The sequence below is a fragment of the Mesorhizobium sp. CA13 genome, assembly GCF_020165235.1.
Classification (GTDB): domain Bacteria; phylum Pseudomonadota; class Alphaproteobacteria; order Rhizobiales; family Rhizobiaceae; genus Mesorhizobium.
The window spans coordinates 160,059-177,250 of the sequence record NZ_JAIUHS010000007.1 but is presented as its reverse complement, the minus strand read 5'-3'; the positions used below and the strand labels follow the sequence as shown (position 1 = coordinate 177,250).

The window sequence follows — 17,192 nt, the reverse complement described above, 5'->3', positions numbered from 1 at the left end:
CATGTCAAGACGACATGTCATGCCAACGGCTGCTGGATCCGGCCACAGGAGAAAAAATGTCAGCGCGTGCGGGAGAACCAGAAGGCGTCGGCCATGCGCGTCATGCCCATGCGCTCGTAGAAGCCGGCGGCGTCGGGCACGGAGACCAGGCTGATGGCGACGGACGGGCCGAGCTGCCGCCGCGCCTCGTCCATCAGTCCCTTGCCGATGCCGAGCCCCTGCGCCGATCCGCAAACGGCGAGATCGGAGATGTAGCAGACCCAGGAGAAGTCCGTCACGGCCCTGATGACGCCGACCAGCGGCTTGCCTTCGATATCCAGCCGCGCGCTCAGCACCAGATTGGCGCCCGACAGCATCGCCCGCAGCCTGTCGGCATCATCGACGGGACGGATCTCGCCTAGGCCGGAATCCACCAGCACGCGGCGGAATTCGGCGACGTCGAGTGCGGGTTCGCGTGCATAGAGGATTTTTTCAGCCATCGCAGCCAGACTGCACCATCGGGCCGCGAATCCGAAGCCCTTTGTGCCGTACCCCGTGCCGACGCGCGCGAACACCTGCCTTTTATTTGCCGCCGGCTTTGTGTAAACCGGGCGCCAGCAATCCCCAGCAATGCCAGGAAGACGGGCAAAGACCATGGAAAAATTCACCAAGCTTACCGGCGTCGCCGCGCCCATGCCGATCGTCAATGTCGACACCGACATGATCATCCCCAAGGATTATCTCAAGACGATCAAGCGCACGGGGCTCGGCAGCGGCCTGTTCGCCGAGATGCGCTACAAGGACGACGGTTCGGAGAATCCGGATTTCGTGCTCAACAAGCCGGCCTACCGCAAGGCGCAGATCCTCGTCGCCGGCGACAATTTCGGCTGCGGCTCCTCGCGCGAGCACGCGCCGTGGGCGCTGCTCGATTTCGGCATACGCTGCGTCATCTCGACCTCTTTCGCCGATATCTTCTACAACAACTGCTTCAAGAACGGCGTGCTGCCCATCACCGTCAGCCCCGAGGATCTCGACAAGCTGATGGACGACGCTTCGCGCGGCTCCAACGCCACTTTGTCGATCGACCTCGAGGCCAAGGAGATCCGCGGCCCCGACGGCGGCGTGGTCAAGTTCGATCTCGACGACTTCAAGCGTCATTGCCTGCTGAACGGCCTCGACGATATCGGCCTGACCATGGAGAAGGCCGGCGCCATCGCTTCGTTCGAGAAGAAGAACGCCGAGCTGCGCCCCTGGGCCTGAGTGGCGCGGACTGACGACATCGGCCCGGCCGTCGCTGGCCGGGTTTGCGGCGGCTGGAGGAGGAACAGTCATGACACGCCCGCTTCTTGCCAGCGCCTGCGCCCTGGCCGTGACCGTGGCGACGCTGGCCGGCGCGCATGCGCAGGCCGAGACGCCAGCGACGCAGCCACCGGCGGTAACCGAGACGCCGGCCACGGATCAGGGAGCCGCCGACGTTTCCGACGACGACAAACAGGCGCCGGTCCCGTTCGAGGGCGGTCAGTTCACCATCACGCAGCAGGAACAGTATGGCGAGAAGGTGCTTGCCTATGACGGCAAGCAACTGGCCAGCAATTACGACGTCTTCTTCGACAGGATAATCGAGGTCGGCGGCGTCAAGGTGGCGCTGTTCGATGTCGGCGACGGCGGCAACCAGTGCGGACCGGCGACAGTGATCGTCTGGAAACCGGAAGGCGGCGAGATCCAGAGCACCACCGTCGAGCAGGACGAGTGCGGCGCGCCGCCCACGGCCGTCTCCGACAACGCCATCTATTTCGTGCCTTATCTCCTGCCTGGCGATTCGAAACCGGCATTGCAGTGGTCGCCGACATCGGGGCTGACGATCTCCGGCAATCTGACCTACATGCCCGAACCCGGCACCGACTGGAAAGACATCGATCCGTCGAAATACGACAACATCATCGACGCCTTCCACAATGAGGCGGTCTACAAGGCCGCCGAAGCGTTGCTCGGCAAGGACATGCCCGACATGGCGACCAGCCTGCTGGTCGGCGGCGGCACCGAAAATACCGCGTCCGGCGCCTTCTATGCCAGCGGCTGCGTTCCGCACGATTGCGGCGGCAATGACGGCTTCATGGCGGTCGACCCGGCCCAGCATAAGCTCTATTTTGCTCGCCGCGGCGACAATGGCGAGCCGGACGCCAAGCCCCCGGTGAAGACCTGGCCGGCCGACGTGAAGGCCGCGCTCGACAAGGCGATGAGCGCGGCGAATTAGCGCAATTCCGGGAAACGGTTTTCAGTCCGGAATTGCGCACCGGTGGCGGGCCAGCACCCCCTCTGTCCTGCCGGACATCTCCCCCTCAAGGGGCGAGATCGGCCGTCACCTCTTCCTTCGCCAATTTCCCAACGTTGCCAAGTGAGCGGGGCGCCGAAACTGTCAATCTCCCCCTTGAGGGGGAGATGTCCGGTAGGGCAGAGGGGGCAGTGCCCCGCCAACATCACCTGTCGCGCCCTAAATATGCAGCGCGTGTCCAAGCGCCTTCAGCGCCGCTTCCTGGAAGCTTTCGCCCTGTGTCGGATGGGCATGGATGGTGCCGGCGATGTCCTCCAGCCGCGCGCCCATTTCGAGCGCCAGGCCGAAGGCCGTCGACAGTTCCGACACGCTTTGGCCGACCGCCTGGATGCCCAGCACCAGATGATTGTCCGCTCGCGCCACGACGCGGACAAAGCCATCCTCGCCAAGCCTGGTCATCGCCCGTCCATTGGCGGCGAAGGGAAACATCCCGATCTTGATTTCGCCGCCGAGCGCCTTGGCCTCTTCCGGCGACAGGCCGACGGTGACCAGCTCCGGATCGGTGAAGCAGACGGCGGGGATAGCCCGCTTGTCCCAGCTGCGCTTATGGCCGGCGACGATTTCGGCGACCATCTCGCCTTGCGCCATCGCCCGGTGCGCCAGCATCGGCTCGCCGGTGACGTCGCCAATGGCGAAGATGCCGCGCATGGAGGTGCGGCACTGCTCGTCGATGCGGATGAATCGTCCCGCCATGTCGAGGTCGATCTGGTCGAGTCCCCAGCCTTCCGTCACCGGCTTGCGGCCGACCGTGACTAGGATCTTGTCGGCGGCGATCCTCGCATCCTTGCCGTCCGAGGTCTCGACCAGCAGCGCATCGCCCTTCGCCGACAGGCCCTTGGCCTTTGCGCCCGGCATCACCTCGACGCCGAGTGCCGCGAGCCGCTTGATCACCGGCCGCGTCAGTTCGGCGTCATACTGCGCCAGCACGCGCGGCAAGGCCTCGACCACGGTCACCCCCGCGCCCATCTTGGCGAAGGCCATGCCGAGCTCCAGGCCGATATAGCCGCCGCCGACCACCGCGAGCTTTTTCGGCACCTCATTGAGCGCCAGCGCCTCGGTGGACGAAATCACCGGACCGCCGAACGGCAAGCCCGGCAGCTCGACCGGCGCCGAGCCGGTGGCGATCACCACCGTTTCGGCGCGGATCACCTGGCTTCCCGTCTCGGTTTCGACCGCGACCGTCTTGCCGTCTCGGAACGTCGCCCAGCCGTGCACGGTCTTCACCCCGGCCTTCTTGAGCAGTCCGGCTACGCCGCTGTTCAGCCGGCTAACGATACCGTCCTTCCAGGCCACCGTCTTGCCCAAATCCAGCGCCGGAGCGGCCAACGAAATGCCGAGCGGACTCTTGCCGCCCGCCATCTGCGCGACCTTCTCGAATTCCTCCGCCGCATGGATCAGCGCCTTGGAGGGAATGCAGCCGACATTGAGGCAGGTGCCGCCCGGCCTGCCGGCCTCGACGATGACGGTGTCGACGCCGAGCTGCCCGGCCCGGATGGCTGAGATATAACCGCCCGGCCCGGCGCCGATGACCAGCAGCTTGCAGGAGATTTCTTTCATGTTGCGACCCTTCGATCCGAGGGAATATTCCGTCGCGATCCTTCACGCCCCCCTCTGTCCTGCCGGACATCTCCCCCACGAGGGGGGAGATTGGCAGCTTCGTCGCTTCGCTCATTCCTGCAACGATGGAGATTGGCGAAACCCGAGGTGACGTCCAATCTCCCCCCTTGTGGGGGAGATGCCTGGCAAGGCAGAGGGGGGCGCTGGCCCGCCGTCATTCCCGTCATTCAGCGCCCCCTCTAATCCACGAAAATCAGCGCCGGCGTCTCCAGCAGCGTCTTGATACGCTGGATGAACACCGCGGCGTTCCAGCCGTCGATGACCCGGTGGTCGAAGCTCGACGACAGGTTCATCATCTTGCGCGGGATGAATTGCGTGCCGTCCCACACCGGCCGCACCATCATCTTGTTGACGCCGATGATCGCCACCTCAGGGTGGTTGATCACAGGCGTCGTCGCCACGCCGCCCATGGCGCCGAGCGAGGTGATGGTGATCGTCGAGCCGGAGAGCTCGTCGCGCGTCGCGGTTCCCGACTTGGCCGCCTCGGCCAGCCTAAGGACCTCGGCGCCGCACTCCCAGATATCCAGCGCTTCGGCGTGCTTGACGACGGGCACCACCAGTCCCGACGGCGTCTGCGCGGCGATGCCGATATGGATGCCGCCATGCTGGTGGATGATGCCGGCCTCGTCATCGAACAGCGAATTCAGATGCGGCTGGTCCGCGATCGCCTTGACCATCGCCCGCATCAGGAACGGCAGCAGCGTCAGCTTGGGCCTTTGCGCTCCCTTGGCCGCCCGCTTTTCCTTGTTGAGCGCGGCGCGCAATTCCTCGAGCGCGGTGACGTCGATCTCCTCGACATAGGTGATGTGCGGGATGCGCGACTTCGCCAGCGTCATCTTCTCGGCGATCTTGCGCCGCAAGCCCACTACCTTGATGTCCTCGACGGCATCGTTGCGGGCGAGGCCGGAGGCCTTGGCCATGTGCGGCCCGCGCGCCAGGAACGCCTCGATGTCCTCATGCCCGATGCGGCCCGCCGGGCCGGTTCCCGACACCTGGCGCAGATCGATGCCTGCCTCTTTTGCGCGCAGCCTGACCGCGGGCGATGCCAGCGGCTTTTCGCCCTCGGGGCGAGGCGCCCCCTTCGCGCGACCGTTATCCTCGGGCTTGTCCCGAGGATCTACCGTGCTGGGTGAGTGAGACGCGTTTGATCTTGAAGTGTCGGCAGATCCTCGGGACAAGCCCGAGGATGACGACGATGCGAGCTTTGGGGGCGCGAGATTTGGGGATGCCGGCACGAGGCTCGGGGGCGCGTGACCCGAGGAGGGCGTCGGCCCAGCGTTCGACGCCGCCGCCTCACCCGCCGCATTGCCCTCGCCGGCCACCTTCAGCCGCACGATGGGCGAGCCGATCGCCACAGTGTCGCCGATCTCGGCGCCCAGCCACAGGATCTCGCCATCGACGGGGGAAGGGATCTCAACCGTTGCCTTGTCGGTCATCACGGCGGCAAGCATCATGTCCTCGCGCACGATGTCGCCGACCTTGACATGCCATTCGACGAGCTCCGCCTCGGCGACGCCCTCGCCGACATCGGGCAGCTTGATGATGTGTTCGCCCATCTCAGACTCCCCTTCTAGGCTTCCAATGTTTCCACAAGCGCCCGGCCGACTCTGGCCGGACCCGGAAAATAGTCCCATTCCTGCGCATGCGGATAGGGCGTGTCCCAGCCGGCGACGCGCGCCACCGGGGCCTCCAGATGGTAGAAGCAGTTCTCCTGCACCAGCGCGACCAGCTCCGCGCCGAAGCCTGAGGTCAGCGTCGCCTCGTGCACGACGACGCAACGCCCGGTCTTCTTCACCGACGCCACGATGGTGTCGAGGTCGAGCGGCAACAGCGTCCTGAGATCGATGATCTCGGCATCGATGCCGGTCTCCTCGGCCGCCGCCTGCGCGACATAGACCATGGTGCCGTACGCCAGCACCGTGACGGCGGAGCCGGCCCGGCGGATCGCCGCCTTGCCGAGCGGCACGGTGTAGTGGCCGTCGGCGACCTCGCCCAACTCGTGCTTCGACCACGGCGTCACCGGCCGGTCATGATGGCCGTCGAAGGGACCGTTATAGAGCCGCTTCGGCTCGAGGAAGATGACCGGGTCGGGATCCTCGATCGCCGCGATCAGCAGCCCCTTGGCGTCATGCGGGTTCGAGGGCACGACAGTCTTCAGCCCCGACACATGGGTGAACAGCGCTTCCGGGCTCTGGCTGTGCGTCTGGCCGCCGAAAATGCCGCCGCCGGTCGGCATGCGCACCACGATCGGGCAGGTGAAATCGCCGTTGGAGCGGTAGCGCAGCCTTGCGGCTTCCTGGGTCAGCTGGTCGTAGGCCGGATACATGTAGTCGGCAAACTGGATCTCCACGCACGGCTTCAGCCCATAGGCGGCCATGCCGATGGCCGAGCCGACAATGCCGGATTCGTTGATCGGCGCGTCGAAGCAGCGGCTCTTGCCGTATTTCGCCTGCAGGCCTTGCGTGCAGCGGAACACGCCGCCGAAAAAGCCGACATCCTCGCCGAACACGACGACTTTGGCGTCGCGCCCCATCGACACGTCCATGGCGTCGCGAATGGCCTCGATCATGGTCCGCCTCGGCATGGCTCAGACCCCCGCCTGCTGGCGCTGGCGCCTCAGATGCGGCGGCATCTCGGCATAGAGGCCCTCGAACATGTCGCGCGTCGACGGCTTGCCGCCGGCATGCAGCGTGCCGTGGCTTTCGGCCTCCTTCTGCGCCGCGATCACCGTGTCGAGGATTTCGGCTTCGGCCTGCTTGTGCCGATCCTCCGACCAGACGCCGAGCCGGATGAGATGGTTCTTCAGCCGCACCACCGGGTCGCCGAGCGGCCAGGCGTCGGATTCGGTCTTCGGCCGGTAGGCCGAGGGATCGTCGGAGCTCGAATGCGCGCCGGCGCGGTAGGTGACATATTCGACCAGCGTCGGTCCGAGATTCTTGCGCGCCCGCTCCGCCGCCCATTTCGCCACCGCGTGGACGGCCAGATAGTCATTACCGTCGACGCGCAGCGCCGGGATGCCGAAGCCGAGGCCTCGAGCCGCGAAAGTGCCTGAACCGCCGCGCGCTATGCCTTGAAACGTCGAGATCGCCCACTGGTTGTTGACGACGTTGAGCACCACCGGCGCCTTGTAGGTGGAGGCGAACACCAGCGCCGAATGGAAGTCGGATTCGGCGGTCGAGCCGTCGCCGATCCAGGCGGCGGCGATCCTTGAGTCGTTCGAGATCGCCGAGGCCATCGCCCAGCCGACCGCCTGGATGTACTGCGTCGCCAGATTGCCCGAGATCGAGAAGAAACCGTGTTCCTTCGACGAATACATGATCGGCAGCTGCCGGCCTTTCAGCGGGTCGGCCTCGTTGGAGTAGATCTGGTTCATCATCGTGACCATCGGGTAGCCGTCGGCGATGAGCAGCCCGGCCTGCCGATAGGTCGGGAAGTTCATGTCGCCCGGGGCGAGTGCCTTACGGAAGGCGCAGCTCACCGCCTCTTCACCCAGATGCTGCATGTAGAAAGAGGTCTTGCCTTGCCGCTGCGCCATTTGCATCCGCGCGTCGAAGGTCCTCAGCGTCATCATGTGGCGCAGGCCTTCGAGTAGTTCCTCGTCCGAGAGCAGCCCCGCCCAAGGCCCGACGGCTTCGCCATTGCGGTTCAGCACGCGGATGATTGAGAAAGCCATGTCGCGGATGATGCGCGGATCGACATCGATTTCGGGGCGCGGCACCGAGCCGGCGGCGGCGATGGTCACGTTGGAGAAATCAGGCGTGCCGCCCGGCCGCACCTCGGGCTCCGGAACATGGAAGCGCAACATCCCAGCATCGGCCATGACCTTCGTCCTCCAATGGCGCCCGGCACCGATATTTGCATATCCGCGCCGCCAGACCAGTGCGAATTCGCCGGCCCTTTCGCTCGACGGGCCAGCCGCGCCGGCCGATCCAGCCTCCTGCACACCAAGATGAAGATATGTCCGCGTAATTTCTTGTCGATGTTGGGCAGCGGCGCGCAATTAGGGGCAAGGTTGTGCCGGGTTTGTCGGAAGATAAGAGAATTGTTGGTCGGCGCTTCGGTGAAGCGCCGATCTCCCCCTTGTGGGGGAGATCACGCGCTCCACCGTTCACTCCGTCCTCGTGCCATGCTAACCACCCCTCATGGCTCAGAAGAAAGCATACGAGGTGGATTCCTGGCTGGCGAAGCCAGATCCGCGCATCTTGATCGTCCTGCTTTACGGTCCGGATCGCGGGCTCGTCGCCGAACGTGCGAAAGCCTTCGCTGAAAAGACCGGCCTGCCGCTCGACGACCCCTTCTCGGTGGTCCGGCTCGACGGCTCCGAAGTCGAGCGCGACGAGGGCCGCCTGCTCGACGAGGCGCGCACCGTGCCGATGTTTTCCGACCGGCGCCTGCTGTGGGTGCGCAATGCCGGCGGCCAGAAGGCGCTGGCCGACGATGTCAAGGCGCTGACGGCGGAGCCCGTGCGGGACGCGATCATCCTCATCGAGGCCGGCGATCTGAAGAAGGGCGTCGGGCTGCGCGCCGTCGTCGAGGCAGCCGACAACGCCATGGCGCTACCCTGCTACGCCGACGAGGCCAGGGACATCGATGCCGTCATCGATGACGAGCTGCGCAAGATAGGCGCGACGATGACGCTGGAGGCAAGACAGGCCCTGCGCCGCAATCTCGGCGGCGACCGGCTGGCCTCGCGCGGCGAGATCGATAAGCTGCTGCTTTATGTCCATGGCCAGAAGGAAATCGGCCTCGAAGACGTCAGGGCGATGTCCGGCGACGTGTCCGGCGCGTCCTTCGATGATGCCGTCGACGCGCTTCTCGAAGGCAAGGTCGGCGAGTTCGACACCGCGTTCACCCGCCATTGCCAGGCAGGCGGCCAACCCTTCCTGGTGCTGTCCTCGGCGATGCGACAGTTTCATGCGATGCAGTCCATGCGCGGCCAGATGGAGGCCGGCGGCCGCAATGCCGCGTCGGTGGTGGCGGCGGCGCGCCCGCCGGTTTTCTTCTCGCGCCGCAAGCTGGTGGAGAAGGCACTGGAACGCTGGACCGTAGAGGCGCTCGGCCGCGCGCTGACCCGGCTGCAGACAGCCGTGCTCCAGACGCGGCGAAGGCCGGACCTGGCGGCGGCGCTGGCCAGGCAGGCGCTGCTCGGCATTGCGGTGGAAAGCGCGAGATTGGCGCAGCGTTAGGCCCTTTGGCGCCGGGCGCTGCCTCCGTTGGTCAATTCATTGTCATGGCGCCCACCGGCTCAAAAGGTCGGCAGCGCCTGGGGAAAGGCCAGCACCGCCGCGCCATAGAGCAGCAGAGCGATACCCGATAGCTTCGCGATCCCATTTCCAGACGGCAGGGTCTTTTCCGCGAATATCAGCAAGGTGACCACGGCCATTGCGGCAACGTTCATGATCCCGAGAGGAAAGAGGGCGAGGAACAAAAGCCAGCAGCAGCCCAGGCAGAAAAGTCCATGCTCCAGACCCATGCGAACCGCGCCCCAGTAACCATCGCGCCATGAGGTCAGGATGAACCCGATCGGCGTGCGGCATTTGGCCAGACACAGATCCTTCAGTGGGGAAAGTTGATAGGCGCCCCCAAGCATCAGCAGCGCGCCGCCGATACGCGCGGCCGTCACTGTGGACAATCCCACATGCCCGGCAAGCATTTCCGCACCCGCCGCGCCGGCAAAGGCCATAACGCCCATCACGCCCCAGACCAGCATGTACCCGGCCACGAACACCCAGCTCGAGACAAAGGTCTCGCCCCGGCCCTGTTTGCCGGCCTGGACCCGGTGAAATGTCAGGATCATGGGTGCGGCCGTCGGAAACATCATGGCAATCATCATGATCATCCAGACGGCAAGAAACAGCGGCGCCTTCATGCCCATGGTGAGTGAGTACATTTCCATGCGCATGTCCGCGTCCATGCCCGTCTGCTGCCAGATAAGCAAGGTCCACGCCGCCGCCGCGATGGCGATCAGCAGCGCGAGAATGACGTATCGCTGCAACGTCTGCACCATGGACGAAATACGTTCCGTACTCTGCGGCCAGCGCTACTGCTGCCCGGACCAATTGATCGGGGCGTAATGTCCGTTCCGGCGGGAATTGTCCCAGCTCATGCCATGGTCGCTGAATGTGCTGCCTTCCGCCCCCATCGCCAAGGCGAGCCAGTCGGGGTTGACGGGATGGCCGGTGGCCGCCCACATCTGCCCGTCCTCGCGCATCGTCGGCAGAGGCTCGACCGCCATCCGCATAACGCCGGCAATCTCCGCCGACCGCTTGTTGCCGTCCATCCGGTAGCTTATCGGCACCTTCTTGGCGCCGAGGTTCGTGCCGATCATGGGTGCCAGCACCGCCATGGGGCCGCCCGCGGCGCCAGTGAAGATGGCGCCCAGCGCCTCTGTCTGCCTGTCATCGGCCCGTTCGTCGATATAGGCGGCGGCCGTCCAATTGCCGTCTGCCATCGGACCCGGCGTGTGGGCAACCATCGCGACGCTGAGCCCGTCCAACCGAACATCGCCGTAGGTGCCCGTATCGATATGAAAAACCAGGCCGACGTCGCAAACGCCTTGCGTCGGCCTTGATGTCAGCTGCGCGTTGGTGGACAGCAGGCAAGGACACACGACATCGCAGCTACAGTTTTCGAAGTAACTTCCGGACAATTGCCAACGGACTGCCATTTGCACCTCCCCACTTGCGTCAGGCGCGTCGGCATATTGGTTTGGCGAGGCGGTGCCATTTCACGACTATTGCACGAATGGCAGATAGCCCTCGCCGCGACTGACCGGCACGCCAGGGCAATTAATTTAAGCCTTGTCTAATAGAGGTTACGCCGTTGCCGGGCACTGTCAAGCCGCGAGCGCCAGGGCTGGCGACAGGTGCTGATGGGCCGCTTTTTTGCCAATCGTCGGCGCCTCAAACGAAAGGGCTGACCGACGGCCAGCCCTCGTTGCGCTGAATCAAGCTCCCGCTTTTCCTAACTTCGCCGGCTAACTACCGCTCTTGTTTCAATCTCCGGCACAGCTCGTCAAGCTGCTCCAGTGTCCGGTACGCCACGCGAATCTCCCCGCCTCTGTTCGTGTGATCGATGGTCACGACCATGCCCAGTGTGCCGGTCATCAGCTTTTCCAGCGCCAGCGTATCGGCGTCTTTTTCCGGCGCGCTTTTCGCCTGCTTCGGCTTGGCCGGCGTCGGACCGGCCGGCATCTGCGCCAGCGCTTCGGCCTGGCGCACCGAGAGCCCTTCCTCGACGATGCGCTTGGCGAGCCCTGCCGGGTCCTCCGCCGTCACCAGGGTGCGGGCATGGCCTGCCGACAAGGCCCCGTCGACCAGCATGTCGCGGATCACGTCGGGCAGCTTCAACAGCCGCAGCGTGTTGGCGACATGGCTGCGGCTTTTGCCGATGACCTGGCCGAGATCGGCCTGGGTGTAGCCGTGATCGTCGATGAGCTGCTGGTAACCGAGCGCTTCCTCGACCGGGTTGAGGTCGGCGCGCTGGACGTTCTCGATGATGGCCAGTTCCAGCGCCGTGCGGTCGTTGACCTCGCGCACGATGACCGGAATCTCGGTCAATCCGGCGCGTTGCGCGGCACGCCAGCGTCGCTCGCCGGCGATGATCTCGTAGCGCCCGGCCTGGGCCGGCGAAGGCCGCGCCACCACCGGCTGCACCACGCCGTGCTCGCGGATCGATTGCGCCAGGTCGGTCAGCTCGGCGTCGCCGAAATGCCGGCGCGGGTTTTTCGGATTGGGCGTCAGGAACTCGATCGGCACCTTGCCGTCGGCACTTATGCCAGGCTTCTCCGGCGCGCTCGGACGGTCGATCTCGCCGATCAGCGCCGCCAGCCCGCGGCCCAGTCTTTTTCTCGAAAGGTCTTCGCTCATGTCGGTTCCAGATTGTTTCGGTATCGAATCGGCTTTTGCTCCATGCGCGGCCGCTTGTTAAGCGGCGCGCAATTTACGCTCGCGACGGATCACTTCCGACGCAAGCTGCAGATAGGCCTGGCTGCCGGAGCATTTGAGATCGTAGAGGATCGCCGGCTTGCCGTAGGACGGCGCCTCAGACACCCGCACATTGCGCGGAATGATGGTCTCGTAGACCTTGTCGCCCATATGCTCCCGCACGTCCTGCACCACCTGGTTGGCGAGGTTGTTACGGCCGTCATACATGGTCAGCACGATGCCCTGGATAGTGAGGTCCGGGTTGATCGAGCGGCGCACCTGCTCGACGGTCTCGAGCAACTGGCTGAGGCCTTCCAGCGCGAAGAACTCGCATTGGAGCGGCACCAGCACCGAATCGGCCGCGGCCATTGAATTCAACGTCAAAAGATTGAGCGACGGCGGGCAGTCGATCAGCACATAGCCGAAACCGGCCGAACGCGCCGACGCTGCGCGCAAGGCGTTACGCAGCCGCAGCACCCGGTCCGGCGCCGAGGCGATCTCCATCTCGATGCCGAGCAGATCGAGCGTCGACGGCACGATCGACAGGCCGGGCACCGCCGTCGGGATCGCCGCCTCCTCAAGCTCCAGCTCGCCGGTCAGCACGTCATAGGACGACACCGTACGGTCCTTGCGGTCAATGCCGAGGCCGGTGCTGGCATTGCCTTGCGGATCGAGGTCGACGATCAGCACCTTCTCGCCGATCGCCGCCAGCGCGGTGGCCAGATTGATGGCCGTGGTGGTCTTGCCGACACCACCCTTCTGGTTGGCTACGGTGATGATTCGAGGGCCGTTCTTCATCATGGGTCTATGCCAGGAATTCATTTTGGGTCGCCAACACGGATTCGGACAGGTCTTTGTTCAGACAGGTCGCACATTGGACAGTTCAAGGATGACGCCGCCAGGGTCGGTCATGCTTGGATGTTCTACCAGATCGAAGCTCCAGCGGTTAACGCTTTCTTGCACTTCGGCGCGGTAATCCCGGCCTTTGTGAAATAGCCCGCGCGCGCCTAATGTCAGCCACGGCCCCGCCAGCTCGAGCAAGGTCGAAAGCGGCGCCAGCGCCCGCGCCGTGACGATTTGCGGTGCCTCGACAAGCGCATGGCTCTCGTCGATGCGACGCGCCACGACACGCGCCGGCAGCCCGAACTGGCCGACGACGGCTTGCAGGAATCCCGCTTTCTTGCGATTGCTTTCGACCAGGTCGATGCTGGCGCCGTCACGCTCGGCAAGCAGGAACGCCAGCACCAGTCCCGGGAACCCGCCGCCCGAACCGATATCGACCCATCGCCGCGCTTTGTCCTCGATTCGCCAGAGCTGCGCGCTGTCCAGTATGTGCCGTTGCCAGACATCGGCCGCCGTCGACTGCGCGACGAGATTGATGCTGCGGTTCCATTTCTGGAACATCTCCTCGAATGCCACGAGGCGGTCGAATGTTTCACGTGAAACGGGACCGGCAGCGTCCTGCAGGCTCTTCCAAGTGGCAGCGCTCACGCGACATCCCTTTGGCCGGCCGCGCTTTCGGAATGCCTGATATGAGCGACGATGATCGCCAGCGCCGCCGGCGTCATGCCTTCCATGCGCTGCGCGTCGGCAACCGAACGCGGCCGCCTTGCACGCATCTTCTGCTTCAGCTCGTTCGACAGTCCCGGAACCTCGGCGAAGTCGAGCGTCTCGGGGATGAGCCGGCTTTCCTCGTGCCGGATTTGGGCGACGTCGCTCTTCTGGCGATCGAGATAAACGGAATATTTCGCTTCCGTTTCAAGACGTTCCGCGGTCCTGGCATCGATCGCACCGAAATTGGCATCGATTCGCGCCAGCCAGGCCACGTCGACGCCGGGATAGGCGAGCAGTTCATAGGCGGATCTGCGCACGCCGTCGCGATTGACCTCCAGCCCGTGGCGCGCCGCCTCGTTGGGGGTCAGCTTGACGCCGAGCGCCAGCCGGCGCGCTTCAGCTAGGCGCTGCTCCACCTCGCCAAATCGCAACAGGCGCTGCGCGGACGCGATTCCCAGCTTTGTCGCCAACGGCGTCAGCCGTTCGTCGGCATTGTCGGCGCGCAGCGAAAGCCGAAACTCGGCGCGCGAGGTGAACATGCGGTAGGGCTCGCTGATGCCGCGGCTGGTCAGATCGTCGACCATCACGCCGATATAGGCTTCGGTGCGGCTGAGCACGATCTGCTCTGCGCCCGACGCCCGCCTCGCCGCATTGAGCCCAGCGAGCAGGCCTTGCGCGGCCGCCTCCTCATAGCCGGTCGTGCCGTTGATCTGCCCGGCAAGAAACAGGCCGCCGACGCGCTTGGTCTCCAGTGTCGGGTTGAGCTCGCGCGGGTCGACATGATCATATTCGATGGCATAGCCGGGCTGCAGCATCACCGCGCGTTCCAGCCCTGGGATGGTCTTCAAGATTTCGAACTGGACCTCCTCGGGCAGCGAGGTCGAGATGCCGTTCGGGTAGACCGTATCGTCGTCCAGGCCTTCCGGCTCAAGAAAAATCTGGTGGCCTTCACGGTCGCCGAACTTGACGATCTTGTCTTCTATCGACGGACAGTAGCGCGGCCCCACGCCTTCGATAGAGCCCGAATACATGGCTGAGCGCCCGAGATTGGCGCGGATGAGCTCATGCGTGGCCGCGGTCGTGCGCGTGATGCCGCATTCGATCTGCGGCGTCTCGATGCGATTGGTCATCAGCGAGAATGGCACCGGATCGTCATCCGCCGCCTGGCTTTCCAGAGACGCCCAGTCGATGGTGCGCCCGTCGAGGCGCGGCGGCGTGCCGGTCTTCAGGCGGCCGAGCTTGAAGCCCGCGCGGCTCATCGTCCCCGACAGCCCAAGGCTCGCCTGTTCGTTCATGCGACCGGCGGCGATCTTCTTTTCACCGATATGGATCAGGCCGCGCAGGAAGGTTCCGGTGGTCAGGACCACCGCGCCGCAGGCAAGGCGCCGGCCGTCGGCCAGGATGACGGCGCGCAGGCACTCCGAATCGTCGATCTCGAAGTCGAGCACCTCGCCCTCGATCACATCGAGATCGTCCTGCTGCCGAATCGCTTCCTGCATGGCGAGCCGGTAAAGTTTCCGGTCGGCCTGGGTGCGCGGGCCGCGCACGGCCGGCCCCTTGCGCCGGTTGAGCAGGCGAAACTGGATGCCGGCGGCGTCCGCCACCCGGCCCATCAGTCCATCCATGGCGTCGATCTCGCGCACCAGATGGCCCTTGCCGAGCCCGCCAATGGCCGGATTGCAGGACATCACGCCGATCGTGTCGAAACGCAGCGTCACCAGCGCCGTCCTGGCGCCCGCACGCGCAGCCGCGCTGGCCGCCTCGCTCCCCGCATGGCCGCCACCCACCACAACCACATCATAGTGATCGGTCATTTCAAAAACGTCCTGGATTCGAAGTTGGTGGACAGATGTCCCCGCAGGGCGACAGTGTCAAGAAACTTCGCCGGAGTTTCACGTGAAACAGGCGGCGAACCTTGTTGCGTGTTTCACGTGAGTCAAGCAAGTCGGCGCCGCCCCTGTCGCCCTGTCGGGCACTTCTCTCTGTATAGAGGCGGGGAGAAGGGAACTGGCCGCAACCGCGGCGCCTCTCTTGCAGCGCTAGTGATTGGGGCGGCGCCGACGCTGGCGATTGGCCGGCGCGCAAAGCCGTTTCACGTGAAAACAAGGTCGCGCCGCAAATTCTGTTTCACGTGAATCCCCGCAGCGACAATCGCCGAAGTCAGCGCCGCGCTCATCCCCTGCCGGGCACTTCTCCCCGAATAGAGACGGGGGAGAAGGGGCTGTCCGCAGCGCTGGCGCCCTCTTTGCAACATCGGCGATGATGGCGTCCCTCTCCCCGTCGCTATACGGGGAGAGGATGCCGGCAGGCAGGCGAGGGGCGTCGCTGGCGCTGGCGATTGGCCGGCACAGCCGTTTCACGTGAAACCACCTTCCGCGCACCTCGACAATGTTCCACGTGAATCATTTCCCGATGCAGAACTGCGAAAAAATCACATCCAGCATGTCCTCGACATTCACCGCGCCGACAATACGGCCGAGCCGGTCGGCGGCCAGCCGAAGATCCTCGGCTCGCAGTTCCTGCCCCGCGTCCGGGCTCTCGGCCGCGCGCAGCAGGAAGCGGTTCGCCTCGCCAAGTAACTCGACGTGTCGGAGCCGGGAGGGCAGGATGTCACCCGCGTCGCCGACCTGTTGGGCCGCCAGCCTGCCGATGTCGGCTAGCAGCGCCGCTACGCCAGTCCCGTCCTTTGTCGAAATGACGCGATCGTAGCCGCCGGCGGCCGCTTGCCCCCGCACCAGATCGAGCTTGGTGCCCACGCGCAATGTCGCGATTCCCTCGCGTGGCAGAGCAACGGGATGCGGGTCGGCAATGTCCTCGAGCACGAGCAAGAGGTCGGCGCCATGCGCCTTGGCTCGCGCTTTCTCGATGCCGATCGCTTCCACCTTTCCGGCGGCATCGCGTAGGCCGGCGGTGTCGGTCAGCCTGACTCGCAGGCCATCGAGGTCAAGCACGATTTCGAGCAGGTCCCGCGTCGTGCCCGGCTCATCCGTTACAATAGCTGCATCGCGCCGCGCCAAAGCGTTGAACAGGCTCGACTTGCCGGCATTCGGGGCACCGAGGATGACGACCTCGAACCCCTCGCGGATGATTTCGCCGGCACGAAACCCCGCAATGTGGCGGTCGATCTCGCCGATCAATGTCCGGACATCGGACCAGACCGTATCCGAAACGGAACCGGGAATGTCGTCCTCGTCGGCGAAATCGATCTGGGCCTCGATCATGGCGCGTGCATGGGTCAGCCGCCGACGCCAGCTCAGGTAAAGCTCGGCTTGGACGCCTTCGGCATTCTGCACCGCGAAGCGCCGCTGTGCTTCGGTCTCGGCGTTGACCAGATCGGCCAGCGCTTCCGTTCTCACCAGATCGACCTTGCCGTTGAGGAAGGCCCGGCGCGTAAACTCGCCTGCTTCGGCATGCCTGATGCCTTCGAAGCCCGCGATCGTCTCCAACAGCCTCGCCACCACGGCGCGGCCGCCATGCACCTGGAATTCCGCCACGTCCTCGCCGGTGAAGCTGCCGGGCCCCGGGAAAAAGATCACAAGGCCGCTGTCGAGCACGCCGCCACCGGGCGCCCGCAGCTTGCGCAGGCTGGCCACACGGTTCTTAACCATGCCGCCGGCAATCGTTTCGATAACGAATCGAGTCTTTGGCCCCGAAACACGGATGACGGCCACGCCGGCGGGCAGGCGCCCGCTGGAAAGCGCGACGATTGTGTCGGCCGAAATCATTTGCCCGCCTTGTTGGACCGCCCTAGCTTCATTGTCCAACCCTGTTTCGCCGGATCGCCT

Annotated in this window: 15 protein-coding genes; 3 read left to right on the top strand and 12 right to left on the bottom strand. The window is 65.0% G+C overall.

Annotated features, from left to right (window positions below):
• Positions 1-59: 59 nt before the first annotated feature.
• Positions 60-479, bottom strand: a complete 420-nt coding sequence (locus tag LB566_RS18190) for a GNAT family N-acetyltransferase (protein WP_224625387.1) — start codon at positions 477-479, stop codon at positions 60-62.
• Positions 480-633: 154 nt separating this feature from the next.
• Between LB566_RS18190 and leuD the strand changes: the two genes are divergently transcribed.
• Both leuD and LB566_RS18180 read left to right on the top strand, forming a co-directional pair.
• Positions 634-1,239 (top strand): 3-isopropylmalate dehydratase small subunit, encoded by a 606-nt coding sequence (gene leuD, locus LB566_RS18185; RefSeq protein WP_140491959.1) that lies wholly within the window; start codon positions 634-636, stop codon positions 1,237-1,239.
• Between the two features lie 70 nt (positions 1,240-1,309).
• Positions 1,310-2,233, top strand: a complete 924-nt coding sequence (locus tag LB566_RS18180) for a hypothetical protein (protein ID WP_224625386.1) — start codon at positions 1,310-1,312, stop codon at positions 2,231-2,233.
• A 237-nt stretch (positions 2,234-2,470) separates the two neighbouring features.
• Here LB566_RS18180 and lpdA read toward each other — a convergent pair whose 3' ends face one another.
• The 4 genes from lpdA to LB566_RS18160 form a co-directional block, all read right to left on the bottom strand.
• Positions 2,471-3,868, bottom strand: coding sequence for a dihydrolipoyl dehydrogenase (lpdA, locus tag LB566_RS18175; protein ID WP_224625385.1), 1,398 nt, complete (start codon positions 3,866-3,868; stop codon positions 2,471-2,473).
• A gap of 239 nt (positions 3,869-4,107) precedes the next feature.
• Positions 4,108-5,484, bottom strand: coding sequence for a dihydrolipoamide acetyltransferase family protein (locus LB566_RS18170; protein WP_224625384.1), 1,377 nt, complete (start codon positions 5,482-5,484; stop codon positions 4,108-4,110).
• A 14-nt stretch (positions 5,485-5,498) separates the two neighbouring features.
• On the bottom strand, positions 5,499-6,512 hold the full coding sequence (locus LB566_RS18165) for an alpha-ketoacid dehydrogenase subunit beta (protein WP_224625383.1): 1,014 nt from the start codon (positions 6,510-6,512) through the stop codon (positions 5,499-5,501).
• Positions 6,513-6,515: 3 nt separating this feature from the next.
• Positions 6,516-7,748, bottom strand: coding sequence for a 3-methyl-2-oxobutanoate dehydrogenase (2-methylpropanoyl-transferring) subunit alpha (locus LB566_RS18160; protein WP_224625382.1), 1,233 nt, complete (start codon positions 7,746-7,748; stop codon positions 6,516-6,518).
• A gap of 322 nt (positions 7,749-8,070) precedes the next feature.
• Between LB566_RS18160 and holA the strand changes: the two genes are divergently transcribed.
• On the top strand, positions 8,071-9,114 hold the full coding sequence (holA, locus tag LB566_RS18155; RefSeq protein ID WP_224625381.1) for a DNA polymerase III subunit delta: 1,044 nt from the start codon (positions 8,071-8,073) through the stop codon (positions 9,112-9,114).
• A gap of 59 nt (positions 9,115-9,173) precedes the next feature.
• Here holA and LB566_RS18150 read toward each other — a convergent pair whose 3' ends face one another.
• From LB566_RS18150 to mnmE, 7 genes are all read right to left on the bottom strand, one after another.
• Positions 9,174-9,935, bottom strand: coding sequence for a DUF2182 domain-containing protein (locus LB566_RS18150; RefSeq protein WP_224625380.1), 762 nt, complete (start codon positions 9,933-9,935; stop codon positions 9,174-9,176).
• Between the two features lie 33 nt (positions 9,936-9,968).
• Positions 9,969-10,595, bottom strand: a complete 627-nt coding sequence (locus LB566_RS18145; protein WP_224625379.1) for a DUF1326 domain-containing protein — start codon at positions 10,593-10,595, stop codon at positions 9,969-9,971.
• A gap of 313 nt (positions 10,596-10,908) precedes the next feature.
• A complete protein-coding gene (locus LB566_RS18140; protein ID WP_224625378.1) occupies positions 10,909-11,796 on the bottom strand; it encodes a ParB/RepB/Spo0J family partition protein in 888 nt (295 codons plus the stop codon).
• 57 nt (positions 11,797-11,853) lie between these two features.
• Positions 11,854-12,654, bottom strand: a complete 801-nt coding sequence (locus LB566_RS18135) for a ParA family protein (protein WP_140491929.1) — start codon at positions 12,652-12,654, stop codon at positions 11,854-11,856.
• A 57-nt stretch (positions 12,655-12,711) separates the two neighbouring features.
• The gene (gene rsmG, locus LB566_RS18130) at positions 12,712-13,344 is read right to left on the bottom strand and encodes a 16S rRNA (guanine(527)-N(7))-methyltransferase RsmG (RefSeq protein WP_140550544.1); all 633 of its coding nucleotides are present in this window, start codon (positions 13,342-13,344) and stop codon (positions 12,712-12,714) included.
• Positions 13,341-15,221 carry a tRNA uridine-5-carboxymethylaminomethyl(34) synthesis enzyme MnmG gene (gene mnmG, locus LB566_RS18125; RefSeq protein ID WP_224625377.1) on the bottom strand — a complete coding sequence of 627 codons (1,881 nt, stop codon included), beginning with the start codon at positions 15,219-15,221 and terminating at the stop codon, positions 13,341-13,343. Before mnmG ends, rsmG begins: the two co-directional genes overlap by 4 nt.
• Before the next feature lie 588 nt (positions 15,222-15,809).
• Positions 15,810-17,132 carry a tRNA uridine-5-carboxymethylaminomethyl(34) synthesis GTPase MnmE gene (gene mnmE, locus LB566_RS18120; protein WP_224625376.1) on the bottom strand — a complete coding sequence of 441 codons (1,323 nt, stop codon included), beginning with the start codon at positions 17,130-17,132 and terminating at the stop codon, positions 15,810-15,812.
• Positions 17,133-17,192 lie beyond the last annotated feature (60 nt).